This is a genomic window from Stenotrophomonas rhizophila (assembly GCF_020857975.1).
Lineage (GTDB): Bacteria > Pseudomonadota > Gammaproteobacteria > Xanthomonadales > Xanthomonadaceae > Stenotrophomonas > Stenotrophomonas rhizophila_C.
Map to the genome: position 1 here is coordinate 107,514 of NZ_JACWUO010000007.1, position 15,328 is coordinate 122,841.

The window sequence follows — 15,328 nt, forward strand, 5'->3', positions numbered from 1 at the left end:
GGCAACCCCGGCCGACCGGCACCGCGCGCTGTAGTGCCTGAAAAACGGCGGGGAAACCCGCCGTTTTTTTGTGCGCGTTGCGCAATACCCGTCCGCCGCAAGGCCCTGTGCGCCGCAGGCCCCGGTAGGGTCGCATCCCGATCGACTGCCGGTGGCCTGCGCAACGTTCGTTGATGGCATGACCGCGGAACGAAGGCGGCTCCGGCACAGGTCATGCGTTCGCCGCACCGATGCCCGTGATCGGCAGTCGTTTGGGAACCTACCCTACCGGCGGGATGCAACGCCGCAAGGCCCGGTAGGGTCGCATCCCGATCGACTGCCGGTGGCCTGTGCAACATTCATTGATGGCATGACCCCGGAACGAAGGCGGCTCCGGCACAGGTCATGCGTTCGCCGCACCGATCCACGTCATCGGCAGTCGTTTGGGAACCGACCCTACCAGCGGGTGCAACGCCGCGAGGCCCGGTAGGGTCGCATCCCGATCGACTGCCGGTGGCCTGCGCAACGTTCGTTGATGGCATGACCCCGAAACGAAGGCGGCTTCGGCACGTGTCATGCGTTCGCCGCGCCGATGTGCGTCATCGGCGGTCGTTTGGGAACCGACCCTACCAGCGGGGCGCAACGACGCAAGGCCCGGTAGGGTCGCATCCCGATCGACTGCCGATGACCTGCGCAGCGTTCGTTGATGGCGCGGCCCTGGAGCGAAGGCGGCTCCGGCACGGGTCATGCGTTCGCTGCACCGATTCACGTCATCGGCAGTCGTTTGGGAACCGACCCTACCAGCGGGATGCAACGCCGCGAGGTCCGGTAGGGTCGCATCCCGATCGACTGCCGATGGCCTGCGCACCGTTCGTTGATGGCATGACCCCGGAACGAAGGCGGCTTCGGCATGGGCCATGCGTTCGCCGTGCCGATGGGCGTCACCGGCAGTCGTTTGGGAACCGACCCTACCAAGGCGCAAGGTCCGTCCGCCGCAAGGCCTGGCTGTGCGCCACGCCCGTTCACGCTCATGCGTCCATCCACCACGGGTTGCTAAAGTACCCCGGTCACGCCGGCAGGCGTTTTCACCGATTGGGAGCACGCAATGAAACGACTGATCCTGGCCGCCGCCTGTGCCTTGGCGCTGGTGGCCTGCAGCAACCCCGAGGAAGAACGCCAGGCGCAGCAAGCCGCTGCCGCCGCCGCGAAGGCGCAGCTGGAGGCGAAGGCCGAAGGGGTGGCCAAGCAGTACGACATGGCCGTGGCCGCCCAGCAATGGGAGACCGCGCGCATCCATGGCGGCGCGCTGCTGGACCAGTACAAGGACACCGACGTGGCCGCGCGGATCGAACCGGGCTACGCCGAGGTCAAGGCCAAGGCCGATGCGGCCCGCGACCTGCGCCGCCTGCAGGGGCTGTGGCAGTACAACCAGGTTGCGGTAGGCGGCAAAGGCAGCCAGGTCTCGGCGCAGATCTACAGCAAGGAACGGGTGGACGTGGATGGCAGCGGCGCCAAGCCGGTGCAGCTGGTGTTCCGCGACCATCCCGAGTGGAAGCGGCATGCCTACCTGGTGCTTCAGGCCGGTGATTTCCGCTGCCCGCAGTGCAAGGTGCAGGTCAGCGTGGACGGCGGCAAGCCGATCGCCATGGCCGCCTGGCGGCCCGATACCGACGAGGCGATCGCCATGTTCATCACCGACCAGAAGGCGCTGTGGAAGCTGGCGCGCAAGGCCAAGGCGATCAGCATCGAGTTCCCGGTCAAGGCCGGCGGTACCCGCACGGCGGTGTTCGAGACCGGCGGGGTAGACAGCCAGCGCATGCCCACGTGGTGGCAATGACGATGGTCGGCGGCCCGCCGGCGGGCTTGCCGCTGTCGGCGATCCGCCACTGGGTGTTCGACATGGACGGCACCCTGACCGTGGCCATGCATGATTTCGCGCGGATCAAGCGCGAGCTGGCGATCCCGGAGCAGGAGGACATCCTCACCTACCTGGCCGGGTTGCCCGCCGCGCAGGCCGCCGCCAAGCACGCCTGGCTGCTGGCGCATGAGCGCGCGCTGGCCGCTGCCTCGCAGCCGGCGGCGGGCGCGGTGGCGCTGGTGCGCGCGCTGCAGGGCACCGGCTGCCGGCTGGGCATCCTGACCCGCAACGTGCGCAGCCTGGCCCAGGTCACCCTGCAGGCGATCGGGCTGGGTGGGGTGTTTGCCGAAGACGACATCATCGGCCGCGACGAAGCCGACCCGAAGCCATCACCGGCCGGGCTGCAGTACTTCGTGCAGCGCTGGCAGGTGGCGCCGGCGCAGATGGTGATGGTGGGCGACTACCGCTTCGACCTGGAGTGCGGGCGCGCCGCAGGCACCCGCACGCTGCTGGTCAACGCCCCGGACAACCCGTGGCCGGGCCTGGCCTGCTGGCACCTGGCCGATTGCGCGGCGGTGCTGGCGCACTGGCGACGCTAGCCGGGCAGGCACTACGGCCAGCGCTGGCACTACACCGCGCTGGAACCGGCGCGACGTGCCGGGAACCCAGGGACGCGTTGCCGGTCACCGCCGCGTAATCACTGTATTGTCCAGGACAGCGGTTTGATCGCGACCCGGGCGCCCGGCGGGAGTCGAGGCGGCGGAGGTATGCGTTGAAGGGTGTTTGGCGGACGGTCCGCTGCGCTGGCGGTTGTGTCGGGTAACACGTTGCTCGGTGTGGCCCGCTGCCAGGGATCGGTGGTGGATGTCCGTTGTTCCCTTTCTGGATCCCTTTCATGCTTCGAACTGTGTGGGTGTCGCTGCACCGGCGTCTGTGTCCGATTGCCGCCTTCTTCCTGTTTGGCCTGGTGGCCCTGTCCCTGTCGCGGTTGGGGCTGGCGCTGTGGCACGCCGGGCGGGTCACGGCGGCCGACGGCTGGGCCACGGTATTCGCGCAGGGGCTGCGGGTGGATGTGGCGACCCTGTGCCTGCTGTACGGCATCCCCGCGGTGCTGGCGCTGCTGCTGCCGGTGCAGGGGCGGGTGGGCCGGGCCTGGCGGCAGCTGCTGCGGTGGTGGCTGATCCTGGCCAGCGTGCTGCTGGTGTTCATGGAGTTGGCCACGCCCAGCTTCATGGCCGAGTACGGGCTGCGCCCCAATCGCCTGTTCCTGGAATACCTGATCTACCCCGAAGAAGTGGGGATGACGCTGCTGCGCGGCCACCTGCTGGCGGTGGTGATCGAAGTGAGCGCGGTGATCGTGTTGTTCTGGGCGCTGCGGCGCTGGTCGCGGCGCTGGGTGGACCACAGTGCCGCGCCCGGCGCGGTCGAGGCGGGCTGGCTGTGGCGGCTGCCGTTGGCGTTGGCGGTGCTGCTGCTGGCGGCCCTGGGCGTGCGTTCCAGCCTGGGCCATCGGCCCTTGAACCCGGCGCTGGTGGCGTTCTCGACCGACCCGACCATCAACGCGTTGCCGTTGAACTCGCTGTACACCGTCGGCTACGCCGCGCGGCAGCTGGCCACCCGCAGCGAAACCTCGCGCGTCTATGGCGACCTGCCGCTGGCCGAGGTGGTCGGCGAGCTGCGCGCCAGCAGCGGCCTGCCGGCATCGGCCTATGTGTCCGAGGACTTGCCGAGCCTGGCGCTGCGCCCGCCGTTGTACCGCGGCAAGCCGCGCAACCTGGTGATCGTGCTGGAGGAAAGCCTCGGCGCGCAGTTCATCGGCAGCCTCGGCGGACGGCCGCTGTCGCCCAACTACGACCGCCTGAGCAGGCAGGGCTGGGCGTTCGAGCGGCTGTATGCGACCGGCACGCGTTCGGTGCGCGGGATCGAGGCGGTGCTGACCGGGTTCCCGCCGACCCCGGCCGAATCGGTGGTCAAGTTGCCGGCCACCCGCCAGCGCTTCTTCACCCTGGCCGACCTGCTCGGCCGGCACGGCTACGACACCGGCTTCTACTACGGCGGCGAAAGCCACTTCGACAACATGCGCGAGTTCTTCCTCGCCAATGGCTTCACCCGCATCGTCGACCGCAAGGACTACCGGAAGCCGGCCTTCGTCGGTTCGTGGGGCGCCTCGGATGAGGATCTGTTCGGCCGCGCCGACCAGCAGTTCCGGCAGTTGAAGGCGCAGGGCAAGCCGTTCTTCGGCCTGGTCTTCACCTCCAGCAACCATGATCCATTCGAGTTCCCCGACGGCCGCATCGATCTGTACGAGCAGCCCAAACAGACCCGCGACAACGCCGCCAAATACGCCGATTACGCATTGGGCGAATTCTTCCGCAAGGCGATGGCTTCGCCGTACTGGGAGGACACCGTGTTCCTGGTGGTGGCCGACCACGATTCGCGGGTGTTCGGCAAGAACATGGTGCCCATCGGCAACTTCCATATCCCCGGCCTGATCCTTGGCGGCGGCATCCCGGTGCGCCGGGACGGCCGCATCGTCAGCCAGATCGACCTGCCACCGACGCTGTTGTCGCTGCTGGGCATCGCCGACCCCACGCCGATGCTCGGGCAGGACCTGACCGACCTGCGGCGGCTGCAGCCGGGGCGCGCGCTGATGCAGTACGACCGCAACCTGGCCTGGATGGAGGGCAACGACGTGGCCATCCTGCAGCCGGACAAGCCGGCCCGGGGCTACCGTTACGACCCGGCCACCGACCAGTTGCAGCCGCAGGCGCTGCGGCCGGAACTGGCGCGGCGGGCCCATGCCCACGCCATGTGGGGCACCTTGGCCTACGAGAAGGAGTTGTACCGATTACCTGCCAAGCCCTGAGCTGCGCGGGTAGCGCGGCGCCGGTGATGCCGGAGGGCGTTGAAGGACCCGGCAGCCGGGCCCGGTAGGGTCGGATCCCGATCGACTGCCGGTGGCGCCCATCGGCGCGACGAACGCCTGATCCCGGCCGCAGCCACGCGCAAGGTGCAACAGCCATCCCCGATCCGGGGTCATGCGTCCCAGGCCCGTCCCGCCGGGCCGGCAGTCGATCGGGATCCGACCCTACCGGCCAGGGGCGCGCGCCGACAGGCGCGGGATCGGGAGGAAGAACGCGGGCAGTCTGGTTACGCGGGAAGCGCGTAACCGAACTGCTGCTTGAACTGCTCGTTGAACTCGTCGAAGGTGAACCGCTGGTTCTGCGTGCCCGGGTGTTCCACCTTCAGCGCGCCCATCAGGTTGCCCATGCGGCCGATGGTCAGCCAGTCGTAGCCCTTCTCGATGCCGTAGATCAGGCCGGCGCGGAAGGCGTCGCCGCAGCCGGTCGGATCGACCACGCGGCGCTCGTGCGCCGGCGGGATGTCATAGGTCTTTTCCGGGGTGTGGATCACCGCGCCCTTGGGGCCGCGGGTGGTGATGTAGGCCTTGACCCGGCTCACGATCGCCTTTTCGTCCCAGCCGGTGCGCTCCTGCAGCAGGTTGGACTCGTAGTCGTTGACCACCACGTAGTCGGCCTGCTCGATGAAAGTGCGCAGTTCCGGACCGTTGAACAGCGGCATGGCCTGGCCCGGGTCGAAGATGAACGGCACGCTGGCCGCGGCGAACTCCTCGGCGTTCTGGATCATGCCCTCGCGTCCGTCCGGCCCGACCAGGCCCAGGGTCACGCCCGGCACGTCCCGCACGTGATTCTCGTAGGAGCGCATCATCGCCCCGGGGTGGAAGGCGGTGATCTGGTTGTTGTCGTGGTCGGTGGTGATGAACGCCTGCGGGGTGAACAGCTCGTCGATCACCTTGATCCGGCTCAGGTCGATGCCCAGGCCCTGGAAATACTCGCGGTAGGGGCCGAAGTCCGAGCCCACCGTGCCCATCGGGATCGGCTCGCCGCCCAGCAGGTGCAGGTTGTAGGCGATGTTGCCGGCGCAACCGCCGAACTCGCGGCGCATGCGCGGCACCAGGAACGACACATTCAGGATGTGCACCTTGTCCGGCAGGATGTGATTCTTGAACTGGTCCGGAAACACCATGATGGTGTCGAAGGCAAGAGAACCACAGATCAAAGCGGACATCGATTAAGGCCTATGCGGAAAGGAGTTTGAGGCCCGTCGGGCGGGCAACGAAACGGCGCCCTGGGACGCCCTGCGGCGCAAAGGTTAACGGGTGAGGCGGCTTTGGGCCAGAACCCGGGCGCCCCGGATTGACCTGAATGGCCGTGAAGGCTTGCTTTGCAGCAGATTTGTCCTTGCTCGCGCACAGGGGGATTGCTAGGCTTATCGCCCTCGAATTCTGCCCATTTTTTCGCCATCCCGCGTTGGGCGCGACACCCCTCAGGATCAACTCCCAGATGTTCAAGAAGCTGCGTGGCATGTTCTCCAATGACCTGTCCATCGACCTGGGCACGGCCAATACCCTCATCTATGTGCGCGGCCAGGGGATCGTACTCAACGAGCCGTCGGTCGTGGCCGTGCGCCAGGACCGTGCCATCGGCGGCACCCGTTCGGTGGCCGCGGTGGGCGCCGAGGCCAAGCAGATGCTGGGCCGGACCCCGGGCCACATCACCACCATCCGCCCGATGAAGGACGGGGTCATCGCCGACTTCACCTACACCGAGGCGATGCTCAAGCACTTCATCAAGAAGGTGCACAAGTCGCGCTTCCTGCGCCCGAGCCCGCGCGTGCTGGTCTGCGTGCCGGCCGGCTCGACCCAGGTCGAGCGCCGCGCCATCAAGGAATCGGCCGAGGAGGCCGGTGCGCGCGATGTGTTCCTGATCGAAGAACCGATGGCCGCGGCGATCGGCGCCGGCATGCCGGTGACCGAGGCGCGCGGTTCGATGGTCATCGATATCGGCGGCGGCACCACCGAAGTGGCGGTGATCTCGCTGAACGGCATCGTCTATTCGGCCTCGGTCCGGATCGGCGGCGACCGCTTCGACGAGTCGATCACCAACTACGTGCGCCGCAACCACGGCATGCTGATCGGTGAAGCCACCGCCGAGCGGATCAAGGTCGAGCTGGGCTGCGCCTACCCGCAGGCCGAAGTGATCGAAATGGAGATCTCCGGGCGCAACCTCGCCGAGGGCGTGCCGAAGATGATCAAGATCAACTCCAACGAGGTGCTTGAAGCCCTGCACGAGCCGCTGTCGGGCATCGTCAGCGCGGTCAAGCTGGCGCTGGAGCAGACCCCGCCGGAACTGTGTGCCGACGTCGCCGAGCGCGGCATCGTGCTCACCGGCGGCGGCGCGCTGCTGCGCGACATGGACCGCCTGATCTCCGAGGAAACCGGCCTGCACGTGCAGGTGGCCGATGACCCGCTGACCTGCGTGGCCCGCGGTGGCGGCCGTGCGCTGGAACTGGTGGACATGCACGGCAACGAGTTCTTTGCGCCGGAGTGAGCCGTACCGGCCGTGTATCGTAGACACGCCCCTACGGCGTGATGCCTCCGGTGAGTCCCGCTCACCGGGCGTCACCCCGCCGGGGCGTTGTCGCATGCTGTTCCCGCTGCGCTCTCGTTCCGCGCGCTTCATCCACACTTTTCCCAGTCGACGCCTGTGCCGCCTTATGCCGGTCCTCCCGTAGCCTCCCGCCAGGGCGATGCCGCCAGTCCGCTGCGCCTGCTCGCTTACCTGGCGTTGGCCATCACCCTGATCGTGCTCGATGACCAGGCCGGCTGGCTGTCGCGCCTGCGCGCGCAGGCCAACGTGCTGGTGCAGCCGGTGTGGGCGCTGGCCGGCCTGCCGGGTCGCCTGGGCACCCAGGTCAAGGACAACGCGGCCAGCCATGGCCAGCTCGTCACCGAGAACCGCGAACTGCGCAACCAGCTGCTGATCGCCAATGCGCGCCTGACCCGCCTGCAGACCGCCGCGCTGGACAATGCCCAGCTGCGCGAGCTGCTCAACGTGGCCGAGCGCAGCGGCCTGGACGTGCAGCTCGCCCCGATCCTGGATATCGACCTGGATCCCGTGCGGCAGCGCCTGGTGCTGGCCGCCGGCAGCCGCGACGGTGTGCACCTGGGCCAGGCGGTGATCGATGCCGGTGGCCTGATGGGCCAGGTGATCGCCACCACCGGCAGCAGTGCCACCGTGCTGCTGCTGACCGACCCCGACCACGCGGTGCCGGTCACCGTGGCCCGCAACGGCGTGCGCCTGATCGTCTACGGCCGCGGCGACACCCTGGAGCTGCGCGACATTCCGCTCAGCGCCGGGGTCGAAGTGGGCGATGAGATCGTCACCTCCGGTCTCGGCGGCCGCTTCCCGGCCGGCTTCCCGGTGGGCAGCATCACGGCGCTGCGCCCGGACGACACCCACGCCTTCCTGGTCGGCGAATTGAAGCCGGCCGCGCAACTGGACCGCGGCCGTGATGTGTTGCTGCTGCGCCCGGGCGCGGCGATCCGGATTCCGCCGAATCTGCGCCGTGACGCGGGCCAGGCCGGTGGCCCGGCTGCGTCGCCATTGCAGGACGGCAGTCCCGCAGGCGGTACTGCACCGGAGACGGCGTCCCCCACAGGTACGGCGCCGGCGACGTCACCCACCCAGGCCCCGCAGGCCAACCGGCCCGGCCCGGCCGCACCGGTGCCGGTGACCACGCCGCGTCGTGCCGAATCTACGGTAGCGCCGGGCCATGCCCGGCAGGCCGGATCCGGGGGGAACCCCCCATGAGCCGCCTGCGCGACAAACCCTGGGTGCTGCCGGTCAGCCTGGTGGTGGCGCTGCTGCTGGGCCTGCTGCCGTTGCCCGTGGTGCTGCAGCCGCTGCGCCCGTACTGGCTGGCGCTGGTGCTGGCCTACTGGGTCATCGAGGCGCCGGACCGGGTCGGGCTGGGCATTGCGTTTGCCAGCGGCGTAGTCGCCGACCTGCTGTATGGCGGGGTGCTGGGCGAGCAGGCGCTGCGGCTGGTGATGCTGACCTTCATCCTGCAACGCTTCCGCGCGCGGATCCGCTTCTTCCCCATGTCCCAGCAGATGCTGGCCATCGGCGGGTTGCTGTTCAACGACCGCATCGTCAGCGCCGTGGTGCACATCGTGGTCGGCGAACCGACCCTGCCGTGGACCTACTGGTGGGCGCCGCTGCTGGGCATGGGCCTGTGGCCGCTGCTGTTCATCCTGCTCGACGCGGTGCGCTTCGGGCGTCGCGGGCGCTGACATGTACGTGCGCCGCCAGGCCAAGAACCCGCATGCCGAAGCCGAGCAGTTCCGGCGTCGTGCCGCGTTGGGCTTTTTCGGCGTGCTGGTCTGCCTGATCGGGCTGGGCGGCTGGTACTTCAAGCTGCAGGTGCTGGACCACGACATCTACGCCACCCGCTCGGAGGCCAACCGGATCAAGCCACGCCCGGTGGTGCCCGGGCGCGGCATGATCTACGACCGCAACGGACGGCTGCTGGCCGAGAACGTGCCGGCGTTCCGGCTGGATGTCACCCCGGACAAGGTCAAGGACATGGACGCCACCCTGGCCGGGCTGGCCACGATCCTGGAGCTGTCCCCGGAAGACATCGAGGCCTTCAACAAGTCGCGCAAGGCGCGCCGCAACTTCCTGCCGGTGACCCTCAAGCTGCGCCTCAGCGACGAGGAAATGGCGCGCTTTGCGGTGGACCGCTGGCGTTACCCGGGGGTGGAGCTGGAGCCCTACCTGACCCGCCGCTACCCGTATGGCGAGCTGTTCGCGCACATCATCGGCTATGTCGGCCGGGTCGACGACAAGGACCTGGAAATGCTCGGCGAGGGCAACGCCGCGCTCACCCATATCGGCAAATCCGGGCTGGAGCGCTATTACGAGCAGGAGCTGCGCGGCAAGGTCGGCTACGAGCAGGTCGAGACCAACGTGCAGGGCCGGGCGATCCGCACCATCGGCCGGGTCGCCGCGCAGTCCGGCAGCGACCTGCGGCTGTCGATCGACGCCGACCTGCAGCGCGCCATGGTGGCCGCCTTCGGCGAGTTCGAAGGCGCCGCGGTGGCGATCGACCCGCGTACCGGTGAGGTGCTGGCGATGGTCAGCCTGCCATCCTACGACCCCAACCTGTTCGTCAACGGCATCTCCCACGCCGACTTCAAGGCGCTCAACGACAACCCCTCGCGGCCGCAGTTCAACCGGCTGGTGCTGGGCGGGGTGGCGCCGGGCTCGACGATCAAGCCGTTGATCGGCCTGGCCGGGCTGGACAGCGGGGTGCGCAAACCGGAGGACAAGGTACTGTCCACCGGCATGTTCTACCTGCCGGGAACCTCGCGCGGCTGGGGCGATGCCAACCGCGGCGGGCACGGCTGGACCGATCTGCGCAAGTCGATCACCCAGTCGGTGAACACCTACTACTACAAGCTGGCGCTGGACATGGGGATCGAGCGTTTCGACCACTACATGGGCTACTACGGCTTCGGCCAACCCACCGGCATCGACCTGACCGGCGAGATCGGCGGCATCCTGCCCTCGCCGCAGTACAAGTACAAGACCCGCAAGGAACGCTGGTACCCCGGCGACACGGTCAACGTCAGCATCGGCCAGGGCGACTGGAAGGTCACCCCGCTGCAGCTGGCGCACGGCGTGGCCGGGATCGGCAACGGCCAGCTGCGCACCCCGCACCTGGTGATGCAGCAGCGCGCCGGCTTCGATGCCGAGTGGACCGCCACGCCGGCCGGTACGAGCAAGCCGGTCAGCCCCAGCCCGGGTAACCTGCAGGCGGTGCGCGAAGGCATGATGGGCACCATGCGCCCCGGCGGCAGCGGTGCACGGGCCGCGGCCGGAGCGCCGTATACGATCGCCGGCAAGACCGGTACCGCGCAGGTGATCAGCCGCCGCGGTACCGCCGCGGTGAACCCCAAGAGCCTGCCGATGCACCTGCGCCACCGTTCGCTGTTTGTCGGCTTCGCGCCGGCCGAGAACCCGGTGATCGCGCTGGCGATCGCGGTCGAGGGCGGTGGCTATGGCGGCTCGGCGGCGGCGCCGATCGCGCGCAAGCTGTTCGATGCCTGGCTGCTGGGCAAGATGCCCGATGGCCTGGAGCCGCTGGACAGCGAGCGCGGCACCACCGCGATCGGGATCACCGGTTTCGACAGCGGCGACGGCAACGCGCGCGCCGCCGGCGATGCGGCCGCGGCCATGCTGGAGTCGCTGCCGGTGCAGGTCGGCCTGCCGGTCGCACCCGCACCCGCACCCGCACCGGACGCGCCGCTGCCGCCGGCCGCGGCCCCGCCCACCGCCCCGGAGCGCAGCCGATGAAGGTGTTCCTGCGCTGGGCGATGGACATGGTGGTGCGTTTCAGCAACAGCCTGGACTGGGTGCTGTGCGGGGCGCTGGGTACGCTGATGCTGATCGGCTTGGCCGTGCTCAAGAGCGCCGGCGGCGACGGGCTGGTGTACGCGCAGGGCGCGCGCTTGGTGGTCGGGCTGGCGGCGATGTGGGCCATTTCGCGGGTATCGATCCTGCGCATCCGCTCGGCCACGCCGCTGATCTACGCCATTTCGATGATTCCGTTGCTGGCGGTGTTCGTGCTGGGCACCGGCAAGTACGGGCGGCAATGGCTGGACCTGAAGCTGTTCTTCCTGCAGCCGGCCGAACTGCTCAAGGTCAGCCTGCCGATGATGGTGGCCTGGTACCTGCACAGGATGCCGTTGCCGCCGCGCTTTTCCACCGTGCTGGTCAGCGCGGTGATCATCGGGGTGCCGACCGGCCTGGTGATGCTGCAGCCGGACTTCGGTACCGGGGTGCTGATCGCCGCCAGCGGCGCGTTCGTGCTGTTGCTGGCGGGGCTGCCATGGTGGTGGGTCGGGGTGGCGGTCGGCGGCGTGGCGGCCGCGGCGCCGGTGGCCTGGTTCTGGTTGCTGCGCCCGTACCAGAAGGACCGGATCATGATGTTCATGGACCCGGAAAGCGATGCGCTGGGCGCGGGCTGGAACATCATCCAGTCCAAGATCGCGATCGGTTCGGGCGGTTTCGACGGCAAGGGCTGGGGGCAGGGCTCGCAGTCGCACCTGAACTTCATTCCCGAGCAGACCACCGATTTCGCGTTCTCGGTGCTCAGCGAGGAGTTCGGCTGGATCGGGGTGGCCATTGTGCTGGCCCTGTATCTGGTGGTGATCGGGCGCTGCCTGTGGATCGCCTCGCAGTCGCGCGATTCCTATTCGCGGCTGTTGGCCGGCGCCACCGGGCTGGCGTTCTTCGTCTACGTGCTGGTCAACGGCGGGATGATCTCCGGGCTGCTGCCGGTGGTGGGGGTGCCGATGCCGTTGATCAGCTATGGCGGCACCTCGGCGGTGTCGTTGCTGGCCGGGTTCGGCCTGGTGATGGCCGCGCGCAGGCACCAGCCCGTGCACGGCGGCTACGGCTGAGGCAGGACGCCCCGCCGCGTAGATCCACGCCATGCGTGGATGCACTTCGATCCGGTCACCGATTCCTGGCGGATGGGGTTGTTTGCGTCATCTCCTGTCGTGTTTGGTGCAGGCGTCGTCAACAAACTGACTGAAAAGTGAGAAGTAGCGCACAAATATGATGCGCACTGATCCGGATCAATGGACTTGTCGTAAACGGCCGGCACAATGGCGGCCCGCCAGCAGGTCCGTCGAGCCAAGCGATGGACAGGGGAGCATGGCGGGGAGTAGTTGACCTGACAGGTACCACATGGCGAGACGTGCGCTGGGGAGTTGCGCGTCGCGCCGGTACCGACCTGGTCGGTTTGGCCGGTTGCGTCCATGGGGATGGGGGCGCAACCGGCGGAACCTCTTGTGCCGGAGGCACGAGAGGTCAGGCATTCCACCTTACCCGCGCCTGTCGGCGCGCCCCTTCAACAAGAAGGGGCTCTCCACCAGAGGGGTTCATGGCACCTGGTCGTTGCCTCTGCGCAACTGTTTCCCGCCTAGGGCGCTGGTGGAGTACGCGGTGTGATCCCGTTTACAGACCGGGACGCTCAATAGACGCATTGATCAGCCTGTCGCTGAATGGGGAGTGTGATCGTGGTCTATCTAGACGCGGTCTTAACGATTGCCCAGAAGTCGCGGCAATTCGTTGTGATTCATGGTGTTAGGGGTTTTAATTCATCCATGACCTGCTAACCTGCCGCGATGATCCGACGCTCCCTGGCCTGCATGCTCACGCTCGGTTTGGTCGCTTGTGCGACCCAGCCGCCATCCCCGTCACCGACGCCGCAGGCCTCGGGTGCACCCAACAAACCGGTGCCGATCGCCAAGGGCCCGGCCGAAGCCGCGCCGGAAGCGGCCGCCGCCAGTGCCGCGCCGGTCGATCTGGCCCCGGTGCCGTTCGAGGTGGCGCGCGCCAACTTCGTGCGCGACACCGCGGCCCGCTACGGCATTCCCGCCGCGCAGATCCAGGCCACCCTGGACCAGGCGCAGATCCGCGACCCGATCATCGCCGCGATGTCGCGCCCGGCCGAGCGGGTCAAGCCGTGGAACGAGTACCGGCCGATGTTCATCAGCCAGGCGCGGATCGACGGCGGCAGGAAGTTCCTGGCCCAGCACCGCGATGAGCTGATGCGCGTGCAGTCCCGCACCGGGGTGCCGGCCGAAGTGATCGTGGCCATCATCGGGGTGGAAACCAGCTACGGCGGCAATACCGGCAGCTACCGTGTGCTCGATGCGTTGTACACGCTGGCCTTCAAGTACCCGCGCAGCGGCGACCCGGCCAAGCTCGAACGCGAAGTGCGCCGCGAGCTGTTCTTCCGCGATGAACTGGCGCGGCTGTTCGCGCTGACCCGCGACGAGAAGCTGGACATCACCAGCATCAAGGGCAGCTACGCCGGGGCGATGGGCATGGGTCAGTTCATGCCGTCCAGCTACCTGGATTACGCTGTGGACGGCAACGGCGATGGCCGCCGCGACCTGTTCAACAGCTATGACGATGTGTTCTCGTCGATCGCCAACTACTTCGTCAAGAAGGGTGGCTGGGTGCGCGGTGGCCCGGTTGCCGTGCCGGCCACGCTGGCCGCCGGCCACGAGGAGTTCAACCCGACCGAATGGGCGCCGACCTGGACCCTGTCCGACCTGGCCGCGCGCGGCTACCAGCCGCGCAGCCCGGTGCCGGCCGGCCTGACCGCCACCCCGATCACGCTGGAGGCCAGCACCGGCAAGCAGTACTGGCTGGGCTTCCAGAACTACTACGCGATCACCCGTTACAACCTCTCGAAAATGTATGCGATGGCCGTGTTCCAGTTGTCCCAGGCCATTGCCGGACAGGAGCTGCCACCGGCATGAACGCACCCGCACGCAGCAGATGGCTCATTCCCGGTTTGTTGATCCTGGCACTGGCAGCCTGCAGCAGTGCACCGAAAAAGCCCGGCCAGGCCGGCACCGGCACCGGCACCGGCAGCAAGCCGGGCGGCACCCTGGTGCAGAGCAAGGGCGGGCGGCCGCCGCATTGCCCGGACGGTTCGCCGTACAAGGCCGCCGCCGAAGACCCCAGCACCCGCGGCGACTACCGCGCCGGCGGGCTGTACAAGCCCGGCGTCAACGACAGCACGCCTACCTATGTTCCCAACGTGGACTGCATCCCCGAGCCGGACGTGGTCGACCTGCCGCGCTCGGCGGTCGGCAACAAGTCGCCGTACGTGGTGCTGGGCAAGCAGTACCAGGTGATGGACAAGACCGGCGGCTATGCCGAGAAGGGCAAAGCGTCCTACTACGGGGCCAAGTTCCATGGCCGGCTGACCTCCAACCGCGAGGTGTACGACATGTATGCCTTCACTGCCGCGCACAAGACCCTGCCGTTGCCGAGTTTTGCGCGGGTGACCAACCTGGACAACGGTGAATCGGTGATCGTGCGGGTCAACGACCGCGGCCCGTTCCACGATGGCCGGGTGATCGATCTGAGCTATGCGGCCGCAGTGCGCCTGGGCATCACCCAGCGCGGCACCGGCAACGTGGAAGTGCGCGCGCTGCTGCCGGGCGAAGACAAGCCGTCGCGGCGCGAACGCCGCGCCGCAGCCGTGGCCACCGCGGCGCGCCCGGCCAGCGACATGGACAAGCTGGTCGGCACCCTGCCGGCCACTCCGGCCGCCGGCCGGCCGGCGGCCACCCAGGCCGCACCGGTCGAGGAGGCCCCGGTTACCGTCAGCGCACTGCCGGCGGCCGCCCCGGCGGTGGCCAGCGTACCGGCCCGCCCGGCCGTGCGCCCGGCGCCGACGCCGGCCACCAGCCTGCCGCAGCAGGTCGGCAACGTGCTGCTGCAGGTGGCCAGCTTCGCCAGCCGCGACAACGCCGCCCGCGCGCTGGGCCAGCTGTCCTCGGCCGGCATCGTCGGGGCCAGCATCAGCGACATCGTCAGCGGCGGCCGTACCCTGTGGCGCCTGCGCGTGGCCGCCGCCGACCCTGCCAGCGCCTCGGAACTTGCCGGCCGCATTGCCGGTCTGGGCTTCGGGTCGCCGCAGATCGTCAGGGACTGAACGCCACCGGCCCATTGGCGGTGCGCCCGGCGTGCCGCCGTCGCATGGGCCTACAATGCCTCGTCCATCCTCTTTTCCCCTTGGCGCCCCTCCAGGAGC

Annotated in this window: 11 protein-coding genes; 10 read left to right on the forward strand and 1 reads right to left on the reverse strand. The window is 68.6% G+C overall.

The window, feature by feature from the left end; translation table 11 throughout:
- Window positions 1-1,084: 1,084 nt before the first annotated feature.
- From IC535_RS09040 to IC535_RS09050, 3 genes are all read left to right on the forward strand, one after another.
- The gene (locus tag IC535_RS09040) at window positions 1,085-1,816 is read left to right on the forward strand and encodes a hypothetical protein (RefSeq protein WP_228885349.1); all 732 of its coding nucleotides are present in this window, start codon (window positions 1,085-1,087) and stop codon (window positions 1,814-1,816) included.
- Between the two features lie 2 nt (window positions 1,817-1,818).
- Complete coding sequence (locus IC535_RS09045) at window positions 1,819-2,436, forward strand: HAD family hydrolase (protein WP_429000339.1); 618 nt, start codon at window positions 1,819-1,821, stop codon at window positions 2,434-2,436.
- A gap of 296 nt (window positions 2,437-2,732) precedes the next feature.
- On the forward strand, window positions 2,733-4,703 hold the full coding sequence (locus tag IC535_RS09050) for an LTA synthase family protein (protein WP_228885351.1): 1,971 nt from the start codon (window positions 2,733-2,735) through the stop codon (window positions 4,701-4,703).
- A gap of 284 nt (window positions 4,704-4,987) precedes the next feature.
- Here the strand turns inward: IC535_RS09050 and IC535_RS09055 are convergent, their stop codons facing one another.
- Complete coding sequence (locus IC535_RS09055) at window positions 4,988-5,926, reverse strand: carbohydrate kinase family protein (RefSeq protein WP_228885352.1); 939 nt, start codon at window positions 5,924-5,926, stop codon at window positions 4,988-4,990.
- Window positions 5,927-6,201: 275 nt separating this feature from the next.
- Between IC535_RS09055 and IC535_RS09060 the strand changes: the two genes are divergently transcribed.
- The 7 genes from IC535_RS09060 to IC535_RS09090 all read left to right on the forward strand — a co-directional run bounded on the left by IC535_RS09060 (window position 6,202) and on the right by IC535_RS09090 (window position 15,229).
- Entirely contained in the window at window positions 6,202-7,248 is a 1,047-nt protein-coding gene (locus IC535_RS09060; protein ID WP_019186044.1) for a rod shape-determining protein, read from the forward strand.
- 156 nt (window positions 7,249-7,404) lie between these two features.
- A complete protein-coding gene (gene mreC / locus IC535_RS09065) occupies window positions 7,405-8,511 on the forward strand; it encodes a rod shape-determining protein MreC (RefSeq protein WP_228885353.1) in 1,107 nt (368 codons plus the stop codon).
- Window positions 8,508-8,993, forward strand: a complete 486-nt coding sequence (mreD, locus tag IC535_RS09070; RefSeq protein ID WP_228885354.1) for a rod shape-determining protein MreD — start codon at window positions 8,508-8,510, stop codon at window positions 8,991-8,993. The genes mreC and mreD overlap by 4 nt, the downstream gene beginning before the upstream one ends.
- A 1-nt stretch (window position 8,994) precedes the next feature.
- Window positions 8,995-11,058, forward strand: coding sequence for a penicillin-binding protein 2 (mrdA, locus tag IC535_RS09075; protein WP_228885355.1), 2,064 nt, complete (start codon window positions 8,995-8,997; stop codon window positions 11,056-11,058).
- Entirely contained in the window at window positions 11,055-12,167 is a 1,113-nt protein-coding gene (gene rodA, locus IC535_RS09080) for a rod shape-determining protein RodA (RefSeq protein ID WP_228885356.1), read from the forward strand. The genes mrdA and rodA overlap by 4 nt, the downstream gene beginning before the upstream one ends.
- A 729-nt stretch (window positions 12,168-12,896) precedes the next feature.
- Entirely contained in the window at window positions 12,897-14,042 is a 1,146-nt protein-coding gene (mltB, locus tag IC535_RS09085) for a lytic murein transglycosylase B (RefSeq protein WP_228885357.1), read from the forward strand.
- Complete coding sequence (locus IC535_RS09090) at window positions 14,039-15,229, forward strand: septal ring lytic transglycosylase RlpA family protein (protein WP_228885358.1); 1,191 nt, start codon at window positions 14,039-14,041, stop codon at window positions 15,227-15,229. The genes mltB and IC535_RS09090 overlap by 4 nt, the downstream gene beginning before the upstream one ends.
- Window positions 15,230-15,328: the final 99 nt, after the last annotated feature.

What these genes read in the sequence shown, in the direction of transcription:
- mreD (WP_228885354.1), top strand. Translation starts at nt 8,508, where the DNA reads ATGAGCCGCCTGCGCGACAAACCCTGGGTGCTGCCGGTCAGCCTGGTG.
- IC535_RS09045 (WP_429000339.1), top strand. Translation starts at nt 1,819, where the DNA reads ATGGTCGGCGGCCCGCCGGCGGGCTTGCCGCTGTCGGCGATCCGCCAC.
- rodA (WP_228885356.1), top strand. Translation starts at nt 11,055, where the DNA reads ATGAAGGTGTTCCTGCGCTGGGCGATGGACATGGTGGTGCGTTTCAGC.
- IC535_RS09055 (WP_228885352.1), bottom strand. Translation starts at nt 5,926, where the DNA reads ATGTCCGCTTTGATCTGTGGTTCTCTTGCCTTCGACACCATCATGGTG.
- IC535_RS09040 (WP_228885349.1), top strand. Translation starts at nt 1,085, where the DNA reads ATGAAACGACTGATCCTGGCCGCCGCCTGTGCCTTGGCGCTGGTGGCC.
- IC535_RS09050 (WP_228885351.1), top strand. Translation starts at nt 2,733, where the DNA reads ATGCTTCGAACTGTGTGGGTGTCGCTGCACCGGCGTCTGTGTCCGATT.
- mltB (WP_228885357.1), top strand. Translation starts at nt 12,897, where the DNA reads ATGATCCGACGCTCCCTGGCCTGCATGCTCACGCTCGGTTTGGTCGCT.
- IC535_RS09060 (WP_019186044.1), top strand. Translation starts at nt 6,202, where the DNA reads ATGTTCAAGAAGCTGCGTGGCATGTTCTCCAATGACCTGTCCATCGAC.
- mrdA (WP_228885355.1), top strand. Translation starts at nt 8,995, where the DNA reads ATGTACGTGCGCCGCCAGGCCAAGAACCCGCATGCCGAAGCCGAGCAG.
- IC535_RS09090 (WP_228885358.1), top strand. Translation starts at nt 14,039, where the DNA reads ATGAACGCACCCGCACGCAGCAGATGGCTCATTCCCGGTTTGTTGATC.